19 protein-coding genes are annotated in these 22,470 nt (G+C 65.8%); 15 read left to right on the plus strand and 4 right to left on the minus strand.

All coding sequences use genetic code 11. The features are described from left to right. Positions 1 to 13: 13 nt before the first annotated feature. Entirely contained in the window at positions 14 to 1,348 is a 1,335-nt protein-coding gene (locus tag OPU69_RS03780) for a BCD family MFS transporter (RefSeq protein ID WP_498509395.1), read from the minus strand. Next, on the minus strand, positions 1,345 to 2,247 hold the full coding sequence (gene chlG, locus OPU69_RS03785; RefSeq protein WP_060979785.1) for a chlorophyll synthase ChlG: 903 nt from the start codon (positions 2,245 to 2,247) through the stop codon (positions 1,345 to 1,347). Before chlG ends, OPU69_RS03780 begins: the two co-directional genes overlap by 4 nt. 213 nt (positions 2,248 to 2,460) lie before the next feature. On the opposite strand from chlG, the gene OPU69_RS03790 reads away from it, so the two are divergent. Both OPU69_RS03790 and OPU69_RS03795 read left to right on the plus strand, forming a co-directional pair. Next, complete coding sequence (locus OPU69_RS03790) at positions 2,461 to 3,945, plus strand: porin (RefSeq protein WP_498509396.1); 1,485 nt, start codon at positions 2,461 to 2,463, stop codon at positions 3,943 to 3,945. Positions 3,946 to 3,995: 50 nt separating this feature from the next. Beyond that, positions 3,996 to 5,447, plus strand: coding sequence for a hypothetical protein (locus tag OPU69_RS03795; RefSeq protein WP_498509397.1), 1,452 nt, complete (start codon positions 3,996 to 3,998; stop codon positions 5,445 to 5,447). Between the two features lie 12 nt (positions 5,448 to 5,459). On the opposite strand, the gene ppsR is transcribed toward OPU69_RS03795, so the two are convergent. Then, complete coding sequence (gene ppsR / locus OPU69_RS03800) at positions 5,460 to 6,890, minus strand: transcriptional regulator PpsR (RefSeq protein ID WP_498509398.1); 1,431 nt, start codon at positions 6,888 to 6,890, stop codon at positions 5,460 to 5,462. 19 nt (positions 6,891 to 6,909) lie between these two features. Next, positions 6,910 to 7,929, minus strand: a complete 1,020-nt coding sequence (locus OPU69_RS03805) for a cobalamin B12-binding domain-containing protein (protein ID WP_196490503.1) — start codon at positions 7,927 to 7,929, stop codon at positions 6,910 to 6,912. 316 nt (positions 7,930 to 8,245) lie between these two features. Here OPU69_RS03805 and bchF point away from each other — a divergent pair, with 316 nt between their 5' ends. Genes bchF through puhE form a run of 13 tightly spaced genes read left to right on the plus strand, consistent with a single transcriptional unit; the run spans position 8,246 to position 22,463 of the window. Next, positions 8,246 to 8,737, plus strand: a complete 492-nt coding sequence (gene bchF, locus OPU69_RS03810) for a 2-vinyl bacteriochlorophyllide hydratase (protein WP_498509585.1) — start codon at positions 8,246 to 8,248, stop codon at positions 8,735 to 8,737. Then, positions 8,734 to 10,017: a ferredoxin:protochlorophyllide reductase (ATP-dependent) subunit N gene (locus OPU69_RS03815; RefSeq protein WP_498509399.1), complete on the plus strand. Its 1,284-nt coding sequence runs from the start codon at positions 8,734 to 8,736 to the stop codon at positions 10,015 to 10,017. Before bchF ends, OPU69_RS03815 begins: the two co-directional genes overlap by 4 nt. A 4-nt stretch (positions 10,018 to 10,021) precedes the next feature. Beyond that, on the plus strand, positions 10,022 to 11,668 hold the full coding sequence (gene bchB / locus OPU69_RS03820; protein ID WP_498509400.1) for a ferredoxin:protochlorophyllide reductase (ATP-dependent) subunit B: 1,647 nt from the start codon (positions 10,022 to 10,024) through the stop codon (positions 11,666 to 11,668). Then, positions 11,658 to 15,290, plus strand: coding sequence for a magnesium chelatase subunit H (locus OPU69_RS03825; protein ID WP_498509401.1), 3,633 nt, complete (start codon positions 11,658 to 11,660; stop codon positions 15,288 to 15,290). The genes bchB and OPU69_RS03825 overlap by 11 nt, the downstream gene beginning before the upstream one ends. Before the next feature lie 15 nt (positions 15,291 to 15,305). Next, entirely contained in the window at positions 15,306 to 16,199 is an 894-nt protein-coding gene (gene bchL / locus OPU69_RS03830; protein ID WP_498509402.1) for a ferredoxin:protochlorophyllide reductase (ATP-dependent) iron-sulfur ATP-binding protein, read from the plus strand. Beyond that, entirely contained in the window at positions 16,199 to 16,894 is a 696-nt protein-coding gene (bchM, locus tag OPU69_RS03835) for a magnesium protoporphyrin IX methyltransferase (RefSeq protein ID WP_060979776.1), read from the plus strand. The genes bchL and bchM overlap by 1 nt, the downstream gene beginning before the upstream one ends. Continuing rightward, positions 16,891 to 18,324 (plus strand): BCD family MFS transporter, encoded by a 1,434-nt coding sequence (locus OPU69_RS03840; protein WP_060979775.1) that lies wholly within the window; start codon positions 16,891 to 16,893, stop codon positions 18,322 to 18,324. The genes bchM and OPU69_RS03840 overlap by 4 nt, the downstream gene beginning before the upstream one ends. Positions 18,325 to 18,351: 27 nt before the next feature. Then, complete coding sequence (puhA, locus tag OPU69_RS03845; protein WP_498509403.1) at positions 18,352 to 19,125, plus strand: photosynthetic reaction center subunit H; 774 nt, start codon at positions 18,352 to 18,354, stop codon at positions 19,123 to 19,125. Next, positions 19,122 to 19,751, plus strand: a complete 630-nt coding sequence (gene puhB, locus OPU69_RS03850) for a photosynthetic complex putative assembly protein PuhB (protein ID WP_498509404.1) — start codon at positions 19,122 to 19,124, stop codon at positions 19,749 to 19,751. The genes puhA and puhB overlap by 4 nt, the downstream gene beginning before the upstream one ends. Next, on the plus strand, positions 19,748 to 20,254 hold the full coding sequence (gene puhC / locus OPU69_RS03855) for a photosynthetic complex assembly protein PuhC (RefSeq protein ID WP_498509405.1): 507 nt from the start codon (positions 19,748 to 19,750) through the stop codon (positions 20,252 to 20,254). The genes puhB and puhC overlap by 4 nt, the downstream gene beginning before the upstream one ends. Further along, positions 20,251 to 20,547, plus strand: coding sequence for an O2-dependent cyclase accessory protein (locus OPU69_RS03860; RefSeq protein ID WP_498509406.1), 297 nt, complete (start codon positions 20,251 to 20,253; stop codon positions 20,545 to 20,547). The genes puhC and OPU69_RS03860 overlap by 4 nt, the downstream gene beginning before the upstream one ends. Positions 20,548 to 20,582: 35 nt before the next feature. Continuing rightward, on the plus strand, positions 20,583 to 21,671 hold the full coding sequence (acsF, locus tag OPU69_RS03865; protein WP_060979770.1) for a magnesium-protoporphyrin IX monomethyl ester (oxidative) cyclase: 1,089 nt from the start codon (positions 20,583 to 20,585) through the stop codon (positions 21,669 to 21,671). A 3-nt stretch (positions 21,672 to 21,674) separates the two neighbouring features. Next, on the plus strand, positions 21,675 to 22,463 hold the full coding sequence (gene puhE / locus OPU69_RS03870) for a putative photosynthetic complex assembly protein PuhE (RefSeq protein ID WP_498509407.1): 789 nt from the start codon (positions 21,675 to 21,677) through the stop codon (positions 22,461 to 22,463). The last annotated feature ends 7 nt before the right edge of the window (positions 22,464 to 22,470 follow it).

Here is a 22,470-nt window from a genome sequence, read left to right on the forward strand (position 1 = left end):
TCAAGTCCGGCGCTCAGGCCGGTGCCGCCACCATAGACGGGCTGGCGCTGCGCATGGTGACGCGCACCCCCAACAGGGCGGCGAGGACGAACAACCCCGCTTCGCCCGCAAAAATCAGCTGGAACGCTGCGCCATCGCTGGCGAGAGCCCCACGCGCTGCATCGACGCCGAGCGCCCCGGTCAGCCCGCCGAGGCCGAAGGCGATCGCCTGCGCCGCGCCCCACACGCCCATGCGCACGCCTTCTTTCGATTGCTGACCCGCGCCTGCGAGCCCCATCATCGCGCCGATCGCGGAGACCGCGAACAGGCCGTTGGCAAAGCCGAGCAGGCCGACATTGACGCGCAATGGCCAGTCGCCGCCGGTCGTGGCGGCAAAGGCGAGGCCCGCAAGGGCCAGCGCGCTGCCACCACATCCGGCGAGAATCCACCAGCGCAGGTCCGATGGTCGCCGTCCGGCAAAGGCGCTGCCGCCGATCCCGGCGACGATCATCCCGGCCATCACCCCGCCATGCTGAAGACCTGCCAATTTGGTCGACTCGCCCGGGCTCATGCCGAAGACAAGGCCGGCATAAGGTTCGAGGATCAGGTCCTGCATCGCATAGGCGAGCATCGAGACGAAGACGAAGATGGTGAAGCGCCGGGCAGTGCCATCGCTCATGATCTCGCGCAAAGCCTCGCCGAACGAGGCCGAGGGGGCATCTTCATGCGGGTGTGCGGGCGCGACCAAGCGGTTTTCTATGCCTGAAATCGCGACCCAGGCGAGCAGGAAGGCGCTCAATGCGACGCCGCCCGAGACGGTCGCGAGCCGCTGTTCGCTGAACGGATCGATCAGGCTGCCCGCGGTGGCGGCGGCCATGACGATCCCTGCGACCATCATGATCCAGGTGATCGCTGCGGCTGCCGCACGCCGCTCGGGCACCACGCCAGAGGCGAGCATCGCCAGCAGCGAGGTCCCGGCCGCGCCCACGCCCGCGCCGATCATGCTGAAGGCGAGAATGGCGAGTAACGTGCCCGGAATCGCAGCATGCGGCAGCAATATCGTCGCATTGACCGCGACGATGCCGCCCAGCGCCAGTATCCCCATGCCGCCGATGATCCAGGGCGTGCGCTTGCGGCCCTTGTCCGATCCATGGCCCCAGAGCGGCCGCGACAATTGCACCGCATAATGCCAGGCGACCAGGCCTGCAGGCAGCGCGGCGGGCAGCGCATATTCCACCACCATCACCCGGTTGAGCAGCGAGGTCGCCAGCATCACGATCGCGCCGATGCTCGCCTGCACCAGGCCCATGCGCATGATATCGGTCCAGCCGAGGCCAATCTTGACGGGGGCGATGCGCGCGGCGGTCATATCCAGCCCCCCAGGCCGAGCGCGGCGGCGAGCATGCCGAGCACATAGGAGGAGACGCCGGTGGCATTGTACCAGGGCGCGAATCTGTTGGGATCGGTGAGCAGGCGGCGCATGAACACGATCTGCATCGCCAGCAGCAGCGTCACCGCGATGGCGGAGATCGCCAGCCCCCATTGGAACAGCAAGGCGATGACGATCAGCTGCGGCACCGCCATCACCGCGCAGGCGAGCTTGGCGGCTCTCGCGACGCCCAGGGTCACCGGCAGCGAGCGCACGCCCATCGCGCTGTCGCCCTCGACCGCCTTGAAATCGTTGAGTGTCATGATGCCATGCGCGCCCAGGCTGTAGAGCAGGATCACGACCAGCACGCGCGCATCGGGCAATCCACCCGTCATCACGCTCGCACCGGTGAACCAGCTCAGCCCCTCATAGCTGAGGCCCACAACCGCAGGACCGATCCATCCGCTCATCTTGAAGCGGAAGGGCGGCGCGCTGTAGCCCCAGGCGCAGAGCAGGCCGACGATGGTCGCGACGAACACCCAGAAGCCGAGCGCCAGCCCGAGCAGCAGCGATAGTGCAGAGCCGATCAGCGCGACATACAGGCCCCAGCGTCCGGCAATCCGGCCCGAGGGGATAGGCCGTTCGGGCTGGTTGATCGCATCGACATGCCGGTCGAACCAGTCATTCACCGCCTGGCTGGTGCCGCAGACCATGGGCCCCGCCAGCAGCACGCCGCCGAACAGGAACCACCAGCGTCCGTCGAGACCCGCGCCCGACGACATCACCCCGCAGAAGAACGCCCACATCGGCGGGAACCAGGTCACCGGCTTCAATAATTCCAGCACGTCGCGCGGATGCGGAATCGGCGCGGACGGCGACATGTTGGCGGAGCGATCCATGACATGAAGGCTATGCCTGACGCTGCAGAGTGTCAATCAGAATGGACAGCCTCGAGTGTCGAGCCGGGACGTCGCAAAGCCCATAGGCGCGCCTGGCTGGCTGATCGATGTCACAAAAGCGTTTTGTTTAATTCACAAAATCGACATAAAACCTTCATATTGGCGCAGCCGAACCGTCGCGGCAGGGCGCGGCATTGCCACAGGCGCCTGAACATGACTCTTGCTCGCACGGCATTTTTCCGAAGGCCTCTGGTCGCGATCGCGCTGGCCAGCGTCGCAACACCCGCGCTGGCCCAGGGTGCGCCAGCGCCTTCTGCCGGGCAGCCAGACTATCTCGGCATCATCGCCGATCTTCAGCGCCAGATCGATGAGCTGAAAGCCACGGTCAATGAGCTCAAGGCGGAAAAGCTGGCCGCGGCCGCCGCTGCGCCGGTCGCCGCCTCCGCCCCGCCCGTCCTGGCTCAGGGCACCTCGCCCGCGCCTGCGGCACCCGCTGCGGCTGCTCCACCCGCGCCCGCCCCGCAGGTCGCCGATGCCAGCCCCAAAAAGGGCAAGGCCTGGTATGAAAAGCTGCAGCTGCGCGGCTATACCCAGCTTCGCCTCAACACCATCGTCTCTGGCGATGCCGAGGCGCCGGCGGGCGTCTCCCGGCTGCGCACCATCGGCGATGGCGATGTGCGTTCGGACAATAATTTCAGCTTCCGCCGCGTCCGCCTCGTGCTGCAGGGCGATCTCAGCGATTATCTTTCGCTCTACCTCCAGGCGGACATGGCATCGGCCGTCTCGAACCAGTCGGCGGGCGAGCGCCGCGAGGGCTTTGCCCAGCTGCGCGATGCCTATGCCGATGTGTTTCCGACCAGGGACAAGAGCTTCCGCATCCGCTTCGGCCAGTCGAAAATTCCCTATGGCTGGGAAAACATGCAGTCCTCGTCGAACCGGCTCGCGCTCGACCGCAGCGACGGCATCAACACCGGCGCGCCGAGCGAGCGCGATATCGGGATCGTCGCCTATTATACCCCCGATCACGTCCAGGACATCTGGGACCGGCTGGGCAAGGACGGACAGAAGTTGTTCGGCAATTACGGGGCGTTCGGCCTCGGCGCGTTCAACGGCCAGGGGACCAACCGCACCGAGACCAATGACAATGTGATGATCGTCGGCCTTGCCACCTGGCCGTTCGAGCTCGACGCGCTGGGGCTCGAGGGGCAGGTGCTCGAACTGGGCGGCTCCTTCTATCGCAACCGCGTCAATCCGGAGATCCGCACCGGCGGGGTCAGCCCGATCGATTACAAGGACAACCGCATCGGGGTGCACGCCATCCTCTATCCGCAGCCATTCGGGCTGCAGGCGGAATGGAACTGGGGCAGGGGGCCGGAATTCGACCCCGCCACCGGCCGTATCGCGGAACGCCCGCTCAACGGCGGCTATATCCAGGCCATGGCCCGTGTCCGTCGGTCGCCGCTCGGCCCCTTCTATCCCTTTGCGCGCTGGCAATATTATCGCGGCGGCTTCAAGGGCGCGACCAATGCCCCCCGGCTGGAGACCGAAGAGCTCGAATTCGGCCTCGAATTCCTGCCCACCCCCGCGCTCGAGCTGACCGTGACTTATGGCTTCGCCTCGCGCAAGGAGGCGGACGAACGCCGCTTCGGCCAGGCCGAGGGCGAACTGCTGCGCATCCAGGCACAATGGAACTATTGACCATTTCTGCACGCCTTCCAGTATAGACAGGGCGTTTCGGGAGAGGTTTCATGGCGCTGCACCGACTGGCGATGCTGATGGCATTTGCGCCGCTGCTGCTCTTTTCGTCGGCCGAGCGCGCCTCGACTGCGCCGCCGGTGCGGCTTGAGGCGGAGGCGCTGACGGGGGATGCGGATGTGACCGTCGCGGGGCAGGTCGCCGCCGCGTCGCAGGCCACGGTCCAGCGCGACGACCGCGTCTATCCCTTCTACATGCCGATGCAGGGCCTGCGTCCCCCTGCCGTCATCATGCGCGTGCGCTGCGATGCCTCCCGCGCGGCGGGCCGCGAAGTGTTCGACCGTCCTTCGGCCGCAGCGATCGAAGGCCGGATCGAGGGCGGATACGAGTTCGTCTACGAGGCCTATGACGGCGCGGGCCGTCCGTGCGTCTATCCCTTCGCCCCGTCGATGCCGCAGATCGTCGGCCAGACCAACGGCACGCAATATATCTTCCGCTCCTCGGTTCCCGGCGTGCAGGTGACCTTCCGCACCAATGATGCCTGGGCGACGATCAACCCGCGCCTGTTCGAGCTGGGGCCGCAGCGCATCCATTTCGAAATGCGCGACATCGCGCTTGATTTTCCGGGCGCAGGCGAGGCCAAGGGCGCGGTGCATCTGGAGGTGCTCGATGTCACGCGACCGGGCCTGATCACCGCCGTGATCCGCCGCTCCACCATCTTCGGCGGCAAGAACGCGATCTTCGTTCCTGGCGGCGAGACCATGGTGCTGATCGAGGACAGCATCATCCGCGGCAATGTCGGCGACAGTGTCGATCAGGAACACGGCACCTATATCAACGGCACGCTGGTCACGCATGTCCGCAACTCGACCTGGTACGGCCAGAAGGGCTGGATCGATGTCGCCAGCGGGCACCAGCTCAAGGACAAGGCCTATTTGCGCGTCTACGAGAATGTCACGGTCGCCAACCTGCCGGGCGCCACGGTGCCCTCGGCCATGCCGCTGGTCGATATCTCGGCCTTCGGTTTCACATGGTCAAACAACCTGCAGTTGAAGCGCGTTCCCCCGGCGCAGGACGTTCGCGATTCGCTCGTCGATCTGCGCACCGAGATCGTCTACGGCGCGCCCGACCATTATCCGTGGAACATCATGGTCGATCCCGGCTGGCGGATGCCCGCCAATCCGCTCGGCGCGCTCGATCAGGTCTATCTTTCGGTGTTCCAGAACACCCTGGTCGACAGCTTCCGCAGCGAACCCCATGTCTTCCGGCTCAACATGCAGGGCCTGGGGGTGGAGCCGGGCACGCCTACGGTGATCGGCAACGAGCAGACGACCAGAGCGCAGCAGCGCATGGTCTCGCTCGCCTTCAACACCCGCGGTACGCTGCGCCGGGCCTATACCAACGAGGGTTGGACCTATTCCGATCCGGTTCTGCCGCCCGAGATGCAATGGGTGAAGGACCGCGACGCGTTCATCCGCCATGCCCTGGGGCTGATCGGGCGCTAGCGGCCCGAAACGTCAACTCAGCTCGTCCTTGCGGCCGATGAGGTTGCCCAGGCCGTGGCGATGGAGCTTCGAATAGAGGCTCTGGCGGCTCAGGCCCAGGATTTCGGCGGCAGAGGCGCGGTTGTCCGAGGTATAGGCAAGTGCTGCCTCGATGCACATCCGCTCGATCAGATCGGTCGATTCGCGCACGATCTCGCGCAGCGGCATGCGCCCGACCAGCTCGGTCAGCTGATCGACCGAGCGCGGAACGTCGCGGTCGGCCGAGGGCAGGTCGCGCACGCGTCGGCTGACGGTGCGGATGGCAAAGCCGTAATGCCCGCCCTGCGCATCGGTCTTGACGCCCGAAACCTCGATCGCTTCCTCGATCGCGTCATCGGCATGGACGATGGTGGTCGCGTTGCGCACCTGGCCGTGATCGTCGAGTTGCTTGCGCATCAGGTCGACATCGATGCCGGGGCGTCCGATAAAGCGGCCCAAGGGCTGCCCGGCAATCGCTTCCTTCGAGCTGCCATGCACCAGATCGACAAAGGCCGAATTGGCGGTGACGATCTGCATCTTCGCGTCGGTGAGCACGAACGCATCGGGCATCCGCTCGATCAGCTCGACCATCGGTCTGCGGCCGCTCGCATCGTCTGCCGATGCACTGTCGCGCGACAGGCGGATCATGAACTGGCGGCCGCTGTCCTGTCGGAAAGGCATCGCGGTGAGCGTCATCGGCGGTTCGCCCTCGCCCATGCTCACTTCCATCTGGCAATGTTCGCCGGTGGCGGTCGCTCCGCCCAAGGCAGCAATAAGATCGTCGCGCGAGATTCCGCCGATGACATTGGCGAGATCGCGATTGTCGAGGCTGCCCGGCTTGGCGCCGAACAGCTGATAGCTCGCCGGATTGGCCGCGGTGATCCGCCGCGTGGTCGCGTCGATCACCAGCACAGGGTCGGAGATCATGTCGAACAGCAGGCGGAACCGCGCCTCGGTCTGGCGCAGCTTCAGATAATCGCGTTCGAGCGACTGCTGCGTCTGCAACAGGCGCTGCTGCAGGCTGGCCCAGGCGCGGACATCGCGGCCGATCGCCATGCGCGGCTTGCCCTCGCCCAGATCGACGAGCCGGTATTGGATCGGCAGATTGCCGTCGGGCCCGGGATGGTTGACCTGGCGCCAGCGGCCGGGCGTTTCCGACGGCGCGCTGGTGAGCATCTCGTTGATCTTGGGACGGCTGTCGAGCGCAACCGTGTCCTCCCAGCGTCGGCCTATCCAGCCGCTGAGGTCGGGCATGTCGTCTGCACTCACGGAAACATCGCTGATGACGCCATTTTCATCCAGCGCCAGGGCAATATCGCCTGCGGCGAGCACCAAAGCGAGTGCTGCGCCGATTTCCAGAGTGCCGACAACGCCTTTGAGGTCGCGGAAAGGCATAGCAGCTGCTGAAGGCTCGTCCTTGTTCATGCCGCGCCGGGTGCGGTCTTCAAAGCGAAAGCGCGGTGCGCTCTACCCCGGCAGAAACCAGTTCGTCGGCCAATGCGAGCGCGGCGGCGGCATCGGCAGCGGTCCCATCCGCCCCCAGCTTGCGCGCAAGTTCGGGATCGTAGCCAATGGCCGGACCGCCGATCATGATTGCCAGTTTGGGATTGCAGGACACGCTTCTCATCGCCGTGAGCAGTTTGGGAACCTGCGCGATATAAAAGTCAGTGGTTACTGTCAATCCGACGACATCGAAGGATGATGAGCCGAGCGCGAGCAGGATTTCCGACTGTTCGGGCTCGATCAGCGTCTCAACATCCCAACCTGCGCGCTGGAAGCACTCGCCGATCATCAGCGTGCCCAGGCTGTGCTGGTCGCGCGGCATGGTGGTGAACAGCGCGCGGTGCGTCCTGAGCGCCCAGCCATCGGGCGGGGGAGCCCAGACCGCGATCGTCCGCAAGAGCAGCTGCAGCCGCCACAGGCCCATGGTCACGTCGACGAAATCGCATTCGTCGCGGTTCCATTTCTCGCCCAGCTCGCGCGCGGTAGGCGCGATCAGCTGGATGAACAGGGTTTCGGGCGCGACCTCGCGGTCGAGATGACCGATGATGATGTCCGCGAGCGTGTTGACCTCGTGCGCCAGCACCTCGTCGGCAAATGCGCGGATCGCCGCCTCATCGAACAGAGGCGCCATGGATGCAAAGCCTCTGCTGCCTGCGCCCGGACGCTGGTTGTCGTTCGATTGTGTGCCTGAAGTGTCGCGAAAACCATCGCCGCCATCCTGCGCGTGCATGGCGGGCGTCACCATGTCGGCAACAGAATCGGCGGGGAAATGCGCCATGCGAGGGTCATCCTGATGCACCATCAGCAGCCGGGGGATGATCTCGTGCTCCACCAGGCGGCCAACGTCGTCGTTCGGCATATGACGAACGACGCGGCTCTGCCCGGTCTGCTCGCCGTCCCAGGGCGACGTCTTCTTGCGCAACCGTGCGTTGCGGAAAAGCTCCGTCGTAGACCTGATCAAATCGATCCCAAAAACCGAGGCCATTCAGACTCTCCAAGGTCTTGTCGGTGCATCGGGCACCGGCCTCATGGCTGGAAACGTTCTATGCGCTCACCCTCGCCAGGCCATGATCCTACGCCTGTCCAGAAGGCCTGACAACATAAGTTTTGTCAAGAAAACTATACGTCAATTTATCTTGACACTTTTGCCGACCGGGGCGTAGGTTTCCTGACTTGAAACGGGAGGCGTTCAAACGCTCATGCCACTGGAAAATCAGCCTGGAACTGCGGAGAACCGCAAGCTTGAGGGCGATCTGGTCGGTCGTTCGCCCCGGGCCATGCCGGTTACCCTCTACACCCCCGAAGAGCGGCAACGTCGCGATTCGAGCGTCTGGACGCTGGTTCAGGGCGTGCTCGCTCCGGTGCAGTTCCTGGTCTTTCTGGTCAGCCTGGCGCTGGTATTGCGCTATTTCGGGACAGGTGAGGGCGCATTCGCCGCCGATGCCTCGATCGTCGTCAAGACGCTCACGCTTTACACGATCATGATCACCGGCTCGATCTGGGAGAAGGTGGTGTTCGGAAAATGGCTGTTCGCCCCCGCCTTCTTCTGGGAAGACGTCTTCTCGATGCTCGTGCTGGCGCTGCACACCGCCTATCTGGTGATGCTGTTCGCGGGCCTGGGTACCACCGGCGAGCGCATGGGCGTCGCGCTGGCGGGCTATGCCGCCTATATCGTCAATGCCGGCCAGTTCCTCTGGAAGCTGCGCATGGCGCGGCTGCAGGGCACGGGCACATCCGAGTCGCAGCCGCGACTGGCGGTGGCGCGATGATCGCCGCTGCACCCCCCGTGCTCGACCAGGGTTGCGCTTCGGCGCCGGTGCTGCGCGAGCGCGGCCAGCGCGAGGTGTTCTGCGGGCTGACCGGCATCGTCTGGCTGCACCGCAAGATGCCCGATGCGTTCTTCCTCGTGGTCGGATCGCGCACCTGCGCGCATCTGCTGCAGTCCGCGGCGGGCGTGATGATCTTTGCCGAGCCGCGCTTTGCGACCGCCATCATCGAGGAACGCGATCTGGCGGGCCTTGCCGACGCGAACGAGGAACTCGACCGGGTCGTTCGCCGCCTGCTGGCGCGCCGCCCGGAGATCCGTACGCTGTTCCTGGTCGGCAGCTGTCCGTCGGAAGTGATCAAGCTCGATCTGGCGCGCGCTGCACAGCGGCTCGCGGGGGCGTTCCTGCCCGATGTCCGCATCGTCAACTATTCGGGCAGCGGCATCGAGACCACCTTCACCCAGGGCGAGGATGCCTGTCTCGCCGCGCTGGTGCCGTTCATGCCCGAACCGGCCATCGACGCCGAACCCGAGCTGCTGATCGTCGGCGCATTGCCCGATATCGTCGAGGACCAGCTGCTGCGGCTGGTGCGCGATCTTGGCATCGCCCGCGTCTCCTGCCTGCCCGCGCGCGAATCGCGGGAGCTGCCTGCGGTGGGGCCGAACACCCGCTTCCTGCTCGCCCAGCCGTTTCTGGGCGATACCGCGCAGGCGCTCGAGGACCGCGGCGCGGTGCATCTTTCCGCCCCCTTCCCGTTCGGTGCGGAGGGCACGACCGACTGGCTGCACGCTGCGGCGCGCGCGTTCGGCATCGACGAAATGCACTTTCGCAGCGTCGTCGCGCCGGGCCGCGAACGCGCCAAGCGCGCGCTCGAACACAGCCGCGCGCAGCTCGAAGGCAAGAGCATCTTCTTCCTGCCCGATTCGCAGCTCGAACTGCCGCTCGCGCGTTTCCTGCACCGCGAGCTTGGCATGGTGCCGGTCGAGGTCGGCACGCCCTATCTGCACCGCGCGCATATGGCGCCGGAGCTCGCGCAGCTGCCCGAGGCGACCGTGATCAGCGAAGGCCAGGATGTCGATCGCCAGCTCGACCGGGTGCGTGCGGCGAAGCCCGATATCACCGTGTGCGGCTTGGGCCTGGCCAATCCGCTCGAGGCGGAAGGCTTCACCACCAAATGGGCGATCGAGCTGGTCTTCTCGCCCATCCACGGGTTCGACCAGGCGGGCGATCTTGCCGAATTGTTCGCGCGGCCGATCCGTCGCCGCGACGTGTTGAGGGTTTAGGGCCATGCAGCTGTCGGTCTGGACCTATGAAGGGCCCCCTCATATCGGGGCGATGCGGGTAGCGACCGGCATGGCAGACGTGCACTATCTGCTGCACGCGCCGCAGGGCGATACCTATGCGGACCTTCTGTTCACGATGATCGAACGGCGCGGCAAGCGTCCGCCGGTCACCTATACCACCTTTCAGGCGCGCGATCTGGGCAAGGACACGGCCGAGCTGTTCCAGTCCGCCGCGCGCGATGCGGTGGCGCGCTTCCAGCCCGCCGCCATGCTGGTCGGGGCCTCGTGCACCGCCGAACTGATCCAGGACGATCCTGCCGGAATGGCGCAGGCGATGCGCCTTGATATTCCCGTCATTCCACTCGAGCTGCCCAGCTATTCCCGCAAGGAGAACTGGGGAGCTTCGGAGACTTTCTATCAGATAGTCAGAGCTCTCGCGGTCGGGGATTCCTCCCGCCCCGCACCGTGCCAGGCAGGTTCTCCGCGTCCCAAAGCGAACCTGCTTGGGCCGAGCGCACTGGGTTTTCGCCACCGCGACGATATCGTCGAAGTGTCGAAGATACTCGCTGCGCTCGGCGTAGAGATCAACGTCACCGCGCCGCTGGGGGCGAGCGCGGCGGACATCGCCCGGATAGGGGAGGCCGATTTCAACATCGTGCTCTATCCGGAAATCGCCGATACGGCGGCGCGCTGGCTGGAGCGCCAGTTTCGCCAGCCGTTCACCAGGACCATCCCCATCGGCCATGGTGCGACGATCGACTTCATCCACGAGGTTGCAAGGCTTGCCAAGGTCGATCCCGCGCCGGCGCTCGACATGGCCGAGGCGCGGATGCCCTGGTGGAGCCGTTCGGTCGATTCGACGTACCTCACCGGCAAGCGTGTCTTCATTTTCGGCGATGCCACGCACGCCATCGCTGCGGCCCGCGTCGCCCGCGACGAGCTCGGCTTCGTCGTCTGTGGCCTCGGCTGCTACAATCGCGAATTCGCGCGAGACCTGCGCGCCGCCGCCGCCGATCATGGCATTGAGCCGCTGATCACCGACGATCATCTCGAGGTCGAGGAAGCGATCGCCGCCGCGCATCCCGAACTGGTGCTGGGCACGCAGATGGAACGGCATATCGCCAAGCGGTTGTCGATCCCCTGCGCAGTCATCTCCGCGCCGGTGCATGTGCAGGATTTCCCGGCGCGGCACAGCCCGCAAATGGGCTTCGAAGGCGCGAACGTGCTGTTCGATAGCTGGGTCCACCCGCTGGTCATGGGGCTGGAAGAGCATCTGCTGACCATGTTCCGCGACGATTTCGAGTTTCACGACGGGGCAGGGGCCAGCCATCTGCACGGCAGCGCGCCGAAGGCTGTTTCCCTCCCTGACCAGGGAGGGGCTAGGGGTGGGTGCGAGCCGCAAGGCGAGCCTGCAACCGCTGCTGCTGCCAACCCACCCCAAACCGCTCTCCTGGAAGGAAGGGGAGTCCAGGAGGGCGAGCTCCTCGAACGCACGCTCTGGACTGCCGAGGCCGAAGCCGAGCTCAAGAAAATCCCGTTCTTCGTGCGCGGCAAGGCCCGCCGCAACACCGAGCGCTTCGCCGAGGAGCGGGGCCTTGCCACCATCTCCCTCGAAACCCTGTATGATGCAAAGGCGCATTATGCCCGGTAAAGCCAGCAAAGCACCGGCCCAGGGCCGCAATGCCGCGATCCGCGTGGTGTTCATCACGCTCGACAATCACCTGTCGGGCGCGGTCGACCGGGCGGAGGCACTGCTGGTCCAGGACATGCCCGGCCTGTCGATCGGTTTCCACGCCGCTGCCGACTGGGGCCGCGATCCGGGCGCGCTCGATGCCGCGCGGGCCGACATTGCCCGCGCCGATATCGTCATCGCGACGATGCTGTTCCTCGAGGATCATGTCCGCGCGATCCTGCCCGCCCTCGAGGCGCGCCGCGAACAGTGCGATGCGATGCTGGGCCTCATGTCCGCAGGCGACATCGTCAAGCTGACCCGCATGGGCGGCTATCGCATGGATGCGCCCGCACGCGGGCCGCTGGCGCTGCTCAAGAAGCTGCGCGGCCAGAATAAAAAGGGTGCAAAGCCGGGCGGCAATTCGGGCGCGGGGCAGATGAAGATGCTGCGCCGCCTGCCCAAGATCCTGAAGTTCATTCCGGGCACCGCGCAGGACGTACGCCATTATTTCCTGACGCTGCAATACTGGCTGGCGGGCAGCGACGACAATGTCGTCTCGATGATCCGCGGGCTGATCGACCGTTATGCCGCGGGCGAGCGCGCCGCGCTCAAGGGCACCACGCCCGCTCAGGCCCCGCGCGACTATCCCGAGATCGGCCTGTATCACCCGGCCCTGCCCGAGCGGATGACCGAGGATGCGGCGCGCCTGCCGCGCAGCGCCAAGGCTGGCGGAACCGTGGGCGTGCTGCTGCTGCGCTCGTATCTGCTGGGCAAGGATGCCGGTCATTATGATGGCATGATCGCGGCGCTGGAAGCGCGGGGGCTTAATGTCGTCCCGGCCTTTGCCAGCGGTCTCGACGGACGCCCCGCAGTGGCGAAATATTTCGTCCGCGATGGCCGCCCGGTGGTTGATGCGGTGATCAACCTGACCGGTTTCTCGATGGTCGGCGGTCCCGCCTATAACGATGCGGCGGCGGCCGAAGAGGTGCTCGCCGGGCTCGACCTGCCCTATATCGCCGCGCACCCGATCGAGTTCCAGAGCCTCGAGCAATGGGGTTCGCGCCACCAGGGGTTGCTGCCGCTCGAAGCAACGATGATGGTCGCGATTCCCGAGCTCGACGGTGCGGTCATCCCGCATGTCTTCGGCGGACGGTCCGACGGATCGGGCGAGCCATGCCAGGGCTGTGCGCGCAAGTGCCTGTTCACCGCGCCCGATGCGATGCGCGCGATGCAGAGCTGCCCCGAGCGCGCCGAGTCGCTGGCGGCCAAGGTCGAGGCTCTGGTCGCGCTGCGCCGGTCGGAGCGCGCGAAGCGCAAGCTCGCGATCGTCCTGTTCAATTTCCCGCCCAATGCCGGGGCGACGGGCAGCGCGGCGCATCTCGCCGTATTCGAATCGCTCCACGCCACGCTGCACCGGCTGGCGGCAGAGGGCTATGACTGCAATCCGCCCGCCACCGTCGATGGCCTGCGCGATGCGATCCTCAAGGGCAATGCCGACCGGTTCGGGTCGGACGCCAATGTCGCGGTGCGCATCTCGACCGACGATCATGTCTGCAACGAACCGCATCTGCGCGCGATCGAGAAGCAATGGGGCCCCGCGCCGGGCAAGATCCAGAGCGATGGCTGGTCGATCCATGTGCTCGGCAAGCAGTTCGGCAATGTGTTTGTCGGCGTCCAGCCCAGCTTCGGCTATGAGGGCGATCCGATGCGGCTGCTGTTCGATGGCGATTTCGCCCCGACGCACGCCTTTGCCGCCTTCTATCGCTGGATCCGCGAGGAATTCCGCGCCGATGCACTGCTGCATTACGGCACGCATGGCGCGCTCGAGTTCATGCCGGGCAAGCAGGCGGGGCTGTCGGGCGATTGCTGGCCCGACCGGCTGCTGGGCAACATCCCCAATTTCTACCTCTATGCCGCCAACAACCCGTCCGAGGCGATCATCGCCAAGCGGCGCTCGGGCGCGACGATCGTGTCGTACCTCACCCCGCCGCTCGCCCAGGCCGGGCTGTACAAGGGATTTTCCGACCTGAAAGCGCTGGTCGAACGCTGGCGTGCGCTCGCGGGCGAGGGCGTCGAACGTGCCGCGCTCGAGACCATGATCCGCGATGCGGCAACCGCGCTCGATATCGATGGCAGCGATATCGCCGCGCTGGCCGGCAATCTCTACGAGCTGGAACGCGCGTTGATCCCGTTCGGCCTGCACGTGCTCGGCAGCCAGCCCGAGGGCGAGGAGCGCGAGGCATTTCTCGATGCGCTCACCGCGGCCGATGGGGGCGCTGGCCGCGCCGAACTGGACGCGAAGCTCGCCGCCAATGACGAGCTCGGCGCGCTGATCCATGCGCTCGACGGCGGCTATGTCCGCCCCGCGCCGGGCGGCGACATATTGCACAATCCGCAAGTGCTTCCCACCGGACGCAACACGCACGGCTTCGATCCCTTCCGCATCCCGAGCGCCTTTGCCTGCGTGACCGGAGCGGCGCAGGCCGATGCGCTGCTCGCCCGCCATGTCGAGGCGGGCGAACCGCTGCCCGAAAGCATCGCGATGGTGCTGTGGGGCACCGACAATCTCAAGAGCGAAGGCACGCAGGTCGCCCAAGCGCTGCACCTGATGGGCGCGCGCCCCCGGTTCGACACTTATGGCCGGCTCGCGGGCGCCGAGCTGATCCCGCTCGCAGAGCTCGGTCGTCCGCGCATCGATGTCGTCGCGACATTGTCGGGCGTGTTCCGCGACTTGCTGCCGCTGCAGACGCGGATGATCGCCGAAGCCGCCTGGCTCGCCTCGACCGCCGAAGAGCCCGAAGCCTTGAATTTCATCCGCAAGCATTCGCTTGCCCATGCCGCCAAGATGGGCTGCGACATGGAGACCGCAGCGCTCCGCGTCTTCTCCAATGCCGAGGGCGCATACGGCGCGCAGGTCAACATGATGATCGACGGCGGTGCCTGGGCCGATCCCGACGAGCTTGCCGAAGCGTTCGAGACGCACAAGGGCTATGCCTATGGCCGCTCGGGTGCGCCGATGAAGCAGCGCGAGCTGCTCGAAACCGCTCTGGCCTCGGTCGAGTTCACCTATCAGAATCTCGACTCGGTCGAACTCGGCGTCACCGATATCGATCAATATGTCGATGCGCTTGGCGGGGTCAGCCGTTCGGTGACGCGCGCGCGCGGCGGCAAGGCGGCACCGGTCTATATCGTCGATGCGACCGAAGGCGCGGCCAAGGTCCGCACGCTTGCCGAACAGATCGACCGCGAGACGCGCACCCGCATGCTCAACCCGAAATGGTACGAGGGCATGCTGCGCCACGGTTTCGAGGGCGTGCGCCAGATCGAGGGACATGTGACGACGACCATGGGCTGGTCGGCGACGACCGGCGAGGTCGCGCCCTGGGTCTTTCAGCAGATCAGCGAGACCTATGTGCTCGATGCAGAGATGCGCGCGCGGCTTGCCACGCTCAACCCCAAGGCTTCGGCCCGGGTGGCGGAGCGGCTGCTCGAGGCATGCGACCGCCGGCTTTGGGAACCGGATGCCGCAACCCTGGCGGCGCTCCGCGCCGCTGCGGACGATATCGAGGACAGGCTCGAAGGCCTGATTGCAGCAGAATGACGGGAGAGAGTTGATATGAGCCTTTTGGACCATGGCAGTGCGCCGCCAGCCTTTGGCGAAGGCAGCACCCAGGTCGCGCTCGACCCGCGCGACGAGATTACCGGGGCCAAGGTGTTCGCCATCTATGGCAAGGGGGGCATCGGCAAATCGACCACCTCGTCGAACCTCTCGGCCGCGCTTTCGCTGCTCGGCAAGCGCGTTCTCCAGATCGGCTGCGATCCCAAGCATGACAGCACCTTCACGCTGACCAAGAAGCTGATGCCGACGGTGATCGACGTGCTCGAAACCGTCGATTTCCACCACGAGGAACTGCGGCCCGAGGACTATATGTTCGAAGGCTTTAACGGCGTGATGTGCGTCGAGGCGGGCGGTCCGCCGGCGGGCACTGGCTGCGGCGGCTATGTCGTCGGCCAGACGGTCAAGCTGCTGAAACAGCACCATCTGCTCGAGGATACCGATGTCGTGATCTTCGACGTGCTGGGCGATGTGGTGTGCGGCGGTTTTGCAGCACCGTTGCAGCATGCCGAGCGCGCCGTCGTCGTCGCCGCGAACGATTTCGACAGCATCTTCGCGATGAACCGCATCGTCGCTGCCATCAAGGCCAAGTCCAAGAATTACGAGGTCCGCATGGCGGGCGTGATCGCCAACCGTTCGGCGGCGACCGACGAGATCGACCGGTTCAACGATGCGACGGGCCTCAAGCGCCTCGCGCATTTCCCCGATCTCGACGCGATCCGCCGCAGCCGCCTCAAGAAATGCACGATCTTCGAGATGGATTCGACCCCCGAGATCGAGGCGGTGAAGAACGAATATCTGCGTCTCGCCGCGACGCTCTGGGCGGGCACCGATGCGCTCGACGCGATGCCGATGAAGGATCGCGACATCTTCGAATTTCTGGGCTTCGAGTGATGGCGAGCCAGCCATCCCCTTCGACCTATGACGCCTATCGCGGGCGGCTGGAGGATTATTTCGACCGCACCGCGCGGCAGAACTGGGTCGATCTGACCAGCGACACCAAGGTCAGCGGCATCCGCGCCACGGTGCGCGCAGGGCGCGACCGGATGCGCGCGATGCTGCTCGACTGGCTGCCCTATGACCTCAAGGGCAAGCGCATTCTCGATGCGGGCTGCGGCACCGGCGCGCTCGCCGTCGCTGCCGCGCAGCTGGGTGCAGAGGTGGTCGCGATCGACATTTCGCGCGGGCTGGTCGATGTCGCGCGCGAGCGGGCACCTTCGGGCCTGAGCATCGACTGGCGCGTGGGTGACATGCTCGATCCGGCGCTGGGCCATTTCGACCATGTCGTCGCGATGGACTCGCTCATCCACTATGAAACCGGCGATATCGTTGATGTGCTGGCGGCGCTGGCCGACCGCGCGCCATCGATCGCCTTCACTTTCGCACCGCGGACACCCTTGCTCGCGGCGATGCATGCTACCGGGAAGCTCTTTCCCAAATCCGATCGCGCACCCGCGATCGTCCCGGTGGCCGAAGCGAAGCTGCAGAGACTGCTTGCCCAGCGTCTCCCCAGTCATGGCATCGCCGCGAGCGAACGCATTGTCAGCGGCTTCTATACCAGCCACGCGATGCTGGTGGCGCGCGGATGAGCCTACAGGGCGCCTCGACCCGGTTCTTTGCCGGACTTGGAACGCAGTTCCTGCCGTTCGCCGACGCGGCGAGCGCGGAACTGCCGATGGGCCGTTTGCTGCGCCTGTCGCTGTTCCAGGTGACGGTGGGCGTGGCGACGGTGCTGCTCAACGGCACATTGAACCGCGTGATGATCGTGGAATTGGGAACGCCGGCCTGGCTGGTCGCGCTGATGATCGCGATCCCGCTGCTCGTTGCGCCCTTCCGCGCGCTGATCGGCCACAGGTCGGACTATCACAAGTCGATGCTCGGCTGGCGGCGGGTGCCCTATATCTGGTTCGGCTCGCTGCTGCAGTTCGGGGGCCTCGCGATCATGCCCTTCGCGCTGCTGCTGCTGTCGCGCGGCGACACCTTCACCATCGGGATGATCGCGGGCGCGCTCGCCTTCCTGTTGACGGGGCTCGGCATGCACACGACGCAGACCGCAGGCCTGGCGCTGGCGACCGATCTTGCGCCCGAGGATACCCGCCCGCGCGTCGTCGCGCTGATGTTCGTGATGCTGCTGGTCGGCATGATGGGCGCTGCCTTCGTGATGGGCTCGCTGCTCGCCGATTTCAGCGCCACGCGGCTGGTCGCGATCGTGCAGGGCGCAGCGATGTTCACAATGGCGCTCAACGTCATCGCGCTTTGGAAGCAGGAGGCGCGCGCGCCTTCGACCACCCGGCCCGAGCGCGAGACGCCGAAATTCTCGGTCGTCTGGCGCGAGTTTACCTCGGAGGCGCGCAACGCGCGGCTGCTGCTCGCCATCGGCTGCGGCACGGCGGCGTTCAGCATGCAGGACGTGCTGCTCGAACCGTTCGGCGGCGAGGTGCTCGGTATGTCGGTAGGGGCGACCACCTCGCTGACCGGGCTCTGGGCATTCGGCATGCTTGCCGCCTTCGCCCTTGCCGCGCGGCGGCTGAGTGCAGGCGCCGACCCGCTGCGGCTCGCCGGTTTCGGCGCGGCGATTGGCATGCTCGCCTTTGCGATGATCCTCTTTGCGGCACCGCTCGAAGCAAGCTTTCTCGTCTTTTCGGGCGCGCTGACCATCGGCCTTGGTGCAGGCCTGTTCTCGGTTGGCACGTTGAGCGCGATCATGGCCATTGCCGGCAGCGGCAGGCACAAGGGATCGGGTCTCGCGCTCGGTGCCTGGGGCGCGGTGCAGGCCAGCGCTTCGGGGCTTGCGGTGGCCGCCGGCGGGCTCATCCGCGATGCCGTCTCCTCGCTCGCGCTCGCCGACCGGATCGGCGAGACGCTGGCCTATCGCGCCACCGGATACGGCACCGTCTATCTGATCGAAATCGTCCTGCTGCTCGTCACGATGGTCGTGCTTGGCCCGCTTGTCGGGGGCCAGCCGATCGATGAATCCGCCCCGCAACCGCGGTTCGGCCTCACCGAATTTCCGACATGAGGGTCTTGAAGAAGAGAGGTAAGCGCCATGTTTAACGGCAATATCGTGGGGAATATCGATGTCGCATCGATCGCCTTCTGGGCGTTCGTGCTGTTTTTCATCGGCCTGATCTACTATCTCAGGCGTGAGGATCGGCGCGAGGGCTTCCCGCTCGAGGACGACCTGACCGGGCGGTCGCTGGGCATGGGCGGGCCGCTGCTGCACGCTGCTCCCAAGACCTTCAAGCTGCCCTTCGGCCGCGGCACGGTCTCGACGCCGACCATCGGCAAGGAAAAGTTCGACATTGCCGGACGCCGCATGAGCCCGTTCCCGGGCGCGCCCTATGTGCCCACCGGCAACCCGCTGACCGACTGCATCGGCCCTGCCGCCTATGCCGAGCGCAGCCGCCTTCCCGATATCGACGCGTTCGGCAACAACCGCATCGTTCCGATGGCGCTCGAACCCAGCTTCTCGATCGCGCGCGGCGATCCCGATCCGCGCGGCATGACCGTGATCGGCGCCGATGGCGCGGTCGCGGGCACCGTGGCGGAAATCTGGGTCGACCGCTCGGAGCACCAGGTGCGCTATCTTGAGGTGGTCACTGCCGAGGGCGTGCATGCTCTTGCGCCGATGATGATGGCCAAGGTTCGCAAGTCCGCCCGTCAGATCGTCGTCGATGCGATCAACGCCGCGCAGTTTTCGGGCTGCCCGCAGGTCGAAACGCCCGGCCAGATCAGTCGCTACGAGGAAGACAAGATCTCGGGCTATTTCGGCGGCGGCTATCTCTACGCTAACAGCGCCCGGCAGGAGCCGCTGATATGATCACGGAATATGACGACGAGCCCGTCCGGGGCCTGCCCGGCGAGCTCCCACAGGGGGAAGTCCTGTTGTGGCAGGGCTCTCCCGACTGGCGGCTGCTGGCGCGCAGTGCGTTCTTCACCCGCATCGTCGGCCTGTACTTCGCCGCGCTGGTCGCGCTTGCCATCTACAATGGTAGCACCGGCGGGGTGATCGCAACCGCGATCGCCGGGGCGCTCGGGGTGGGGCTGCTGATGCTCTATGCCTGGGCGGTGGCGCGCACGACCGTGTATACGCTGACCAGCCGGCGCGTGGTGCTGCGCATCGGCGTCGCGCTCAACATGTGCATCAACCTGCCGCTCGCCAAGATCGGCGGCGCGAACCTGCGCCCGCTCGGCCCCACCGAGGGCGATCTGGCGCTGCAGCTGATCGGCCCGCACAATCTGGGCTATCTGGTGCTCTGGCCGCATGCGCGTCCTTGGAAGCTCGGTCATCCCGAACCCATGCTGCGCGCGCTGCCCGATGCGGCGGTGGTCGGCGAGCGCCTGGCGCGCGCCGTCGCGGCGATCGCGCCGGTCGACCGGGCGCAACAGGCCAATGTCGTAGCGGGCGATGGAGTCCCTGCGCATCTTCAGGGAGCCATCGCATGACCAGCGCATCGCACAGCCATAGCAACCATCATTCGCATGGCGGGCATGGCCACAGCCACGAGAATACCGTGCCCAAAGGCGCGCTGGTAATGGCGTGCGGGGTGGTGCTGTTCACGCTGGCGCTGACCGGAGCAACCCAGCTCGGCTGGATCGCGCCCTCGCCCTCGGCCAGCGACGTGCGCGCGGCCGAAGCGGCCACCGCCGTCAAGTCGCGGGTGCTGCGGTTTGCCGATGCGCAGAACGGCAAGGTCGTGGTGACCGATGCGGTCACCGGCCAGACCGTGCATGTCTATGGCGAAGAGGGCAGCGGCTTCATCCGTGGCGTGCTGCGCGGCATGGGCCGGGGCCGGCATGTACGCGGCATTCCGATGGATGCGCCTTACGAGCTCAACCACTGGAGCGACGGATCGCTTTCGCTCACCGACACCGCGACCAACCGCGTGGTCGAACTGGGCGCTTTCGGTCCGACCAACCGTGCGACCTTCGAGGCGCTGCTGAAATGATGAACCTGCTGCGCCAGCCGTCGTTCGATACGCCCTGCCGCATCCAGGTGGAGCAGAGCGAGGCGCATTTCCACGCGCATGTCGAGCTGGACGGCGATGTGGCGATCCAGCCGGGCGACAAGGTGCGCGTGCATGGCGACCCGATCATCGTAAGATTTGGCGAGTCAATTTTGATCCAGCGCATGGCGACGGTCCATCCCGCGGGTCCATTGCTGCGCGCATGGACGAAGCTGACGGCGATGGGCGAGCTCAAGGAACTGTACGAGGTCAGCTTCACCACCAGCCGGTGGTGAGCGCGGATGTTCAGACAAACAACGGGAGTGGTGCGATGAACATGCAGACGAGGGTGAAGGCAGCAGGCCGGGCAAATCTTCCCGATGCGCCCGACACCATGGCGCTGGCAACACAGGAAACCGTGTTGAGCCCCCGCTTCTACACCACCGATTTCGATGCATTGGACGCGATCGACGTCAGCCTGGTGCGCGCCGAATGGGACCAGCTGATGGCGGACATGGAGGGCGACCCCAACAAGGCGCATTTCCGCCGTTCCGAAAGCTTCGACGGTGTCATCGAATCGCTCGAACCGGCGCTGCGCCGCGAATTCATCGATTTCCTGGTGAGCTCGCTGACTTCGGAATTTTCGGGCTGCATCCTCTATGCCGAGATTGCCAAGCGGACGAAAAACCCCGACGTCAAGAAGCTGTTCAAGCTGCTCGCGCGCGACGAAAGCCGCCATGCCGGGTTCATCAACGAGGTGCTGAAGGATGCCGGCATCGGCATCGACCTGTCGTTCCTCACCAAGACCAAGAAATACACCTTCTTCAAGCCGAAGTTCATTTTCTACGCGGTCTATCTGTCCGAGAAGATCGGCTATGCGCGCTATATCGCGATCTACCGGCATCTGGCGCGCAACCCGGAAAACCGTTTCCACCCGATCTTCAACTGGTTCGAGCAATGGTGCAATGACGAGTTCCGCCATGGCGAGGCGTTCGCGATGCTCCTCCATGCGGACCCCAAGCTGCTCACCGGCCTGAACCGCTACTGGATCAAGTTCTTCATCCTCTCGGTCTATGCGACCATGTATGTGCGCGACCATAGCCGCCCGGTGTTCCACGCGGCATTGGGTGTCGATCCGACCGATTACGATTACCGCGTGTTCGACATCTGCACCGCGATCAGCCGCCAGGTCTTCCCGGTCGAGATCGATACCGACAACCCGGCACTGCGCGCGCAGATGGAAAAGCTGCGCCTGGCCTCGGACCGCATCGCGGCGGGCAAGGCGCGCGGCGGCCTGGGCGGGCTGATGCAGCGTGCGGGCGGCATGATCGGTGCAGGCACGGCGTTTGCGCGCATGTATTTCATGCCCGGCAAGAACAATGCGCTGCCCTCCACCATCCGCCTGCAGCCGGCCTGGTAGTCCATGAGTCTGCACGGCCATATCCTGCCTGCGTTCATCGTGCTGCTGGCCTGGTTCGGCAGCACGGGCGTGGTCGCTTGGCTCGCCAATCGCGGCAAGGCGACCTTTGCGCGGAGTCTATCCTGGGCGGGCTTTGCCGCTGGCATCTGCCTGTGCGTCATCGTTTGGGCAGCGCATGGCCATGGCGCGAGCGGTCCTTCGGCGCTCGACGCCTATATCAGCTTCGGCGCGGCGCTGGTCATCTGGGGCTGGCTCGAACTGACCTTTCTCACCGGCATCGTCGCCGGGCCCCGCCGCACCCCCAGCGATCCACAGGCCCGCGGCTGGCGGCGCTTTGCCGATGCGGCGGCGACATTGATCCATCACGAACTGGCGATCGCGGTGGTGATGGTGATGCTGGTCTCGCTCACCTGGAACAGCGCCAACCCGACCGGCGCGGTGATCTTCAGCCTGCTGTTCGCGCTGCGCCTTTCGGCTAAGCTCAATCTGTTCGTCGGCGTGCCGAACATGAGCGACGAGATCATGCCGGGGCATCTGGAATATCTGAAGACCTATTTCGGCCCGCGCCGCCTGCACGGTGCGCTGGCCTTCAGCCTGGTCGCACTCGCGGCGCTGTCGCTCTGGCTGGGCGCGCGTGCGCTCGCCGCGCCCGATGACAGCTTTGCCGCGGTCAGTGCGACCCTGGTGTTCACGCTCGCGGCGCTCGGTGCGCTCGAGCATCTGTTTCTGGCGCTGCCGTTTCGCGACGGCGCGCTCTGGCGCTGGGCGCTGCCCGACGCGCGCAAGGGATAAGAAGGAG

Source organism: Blastomonas sp. 34TW, assembly GCF_059803595.1.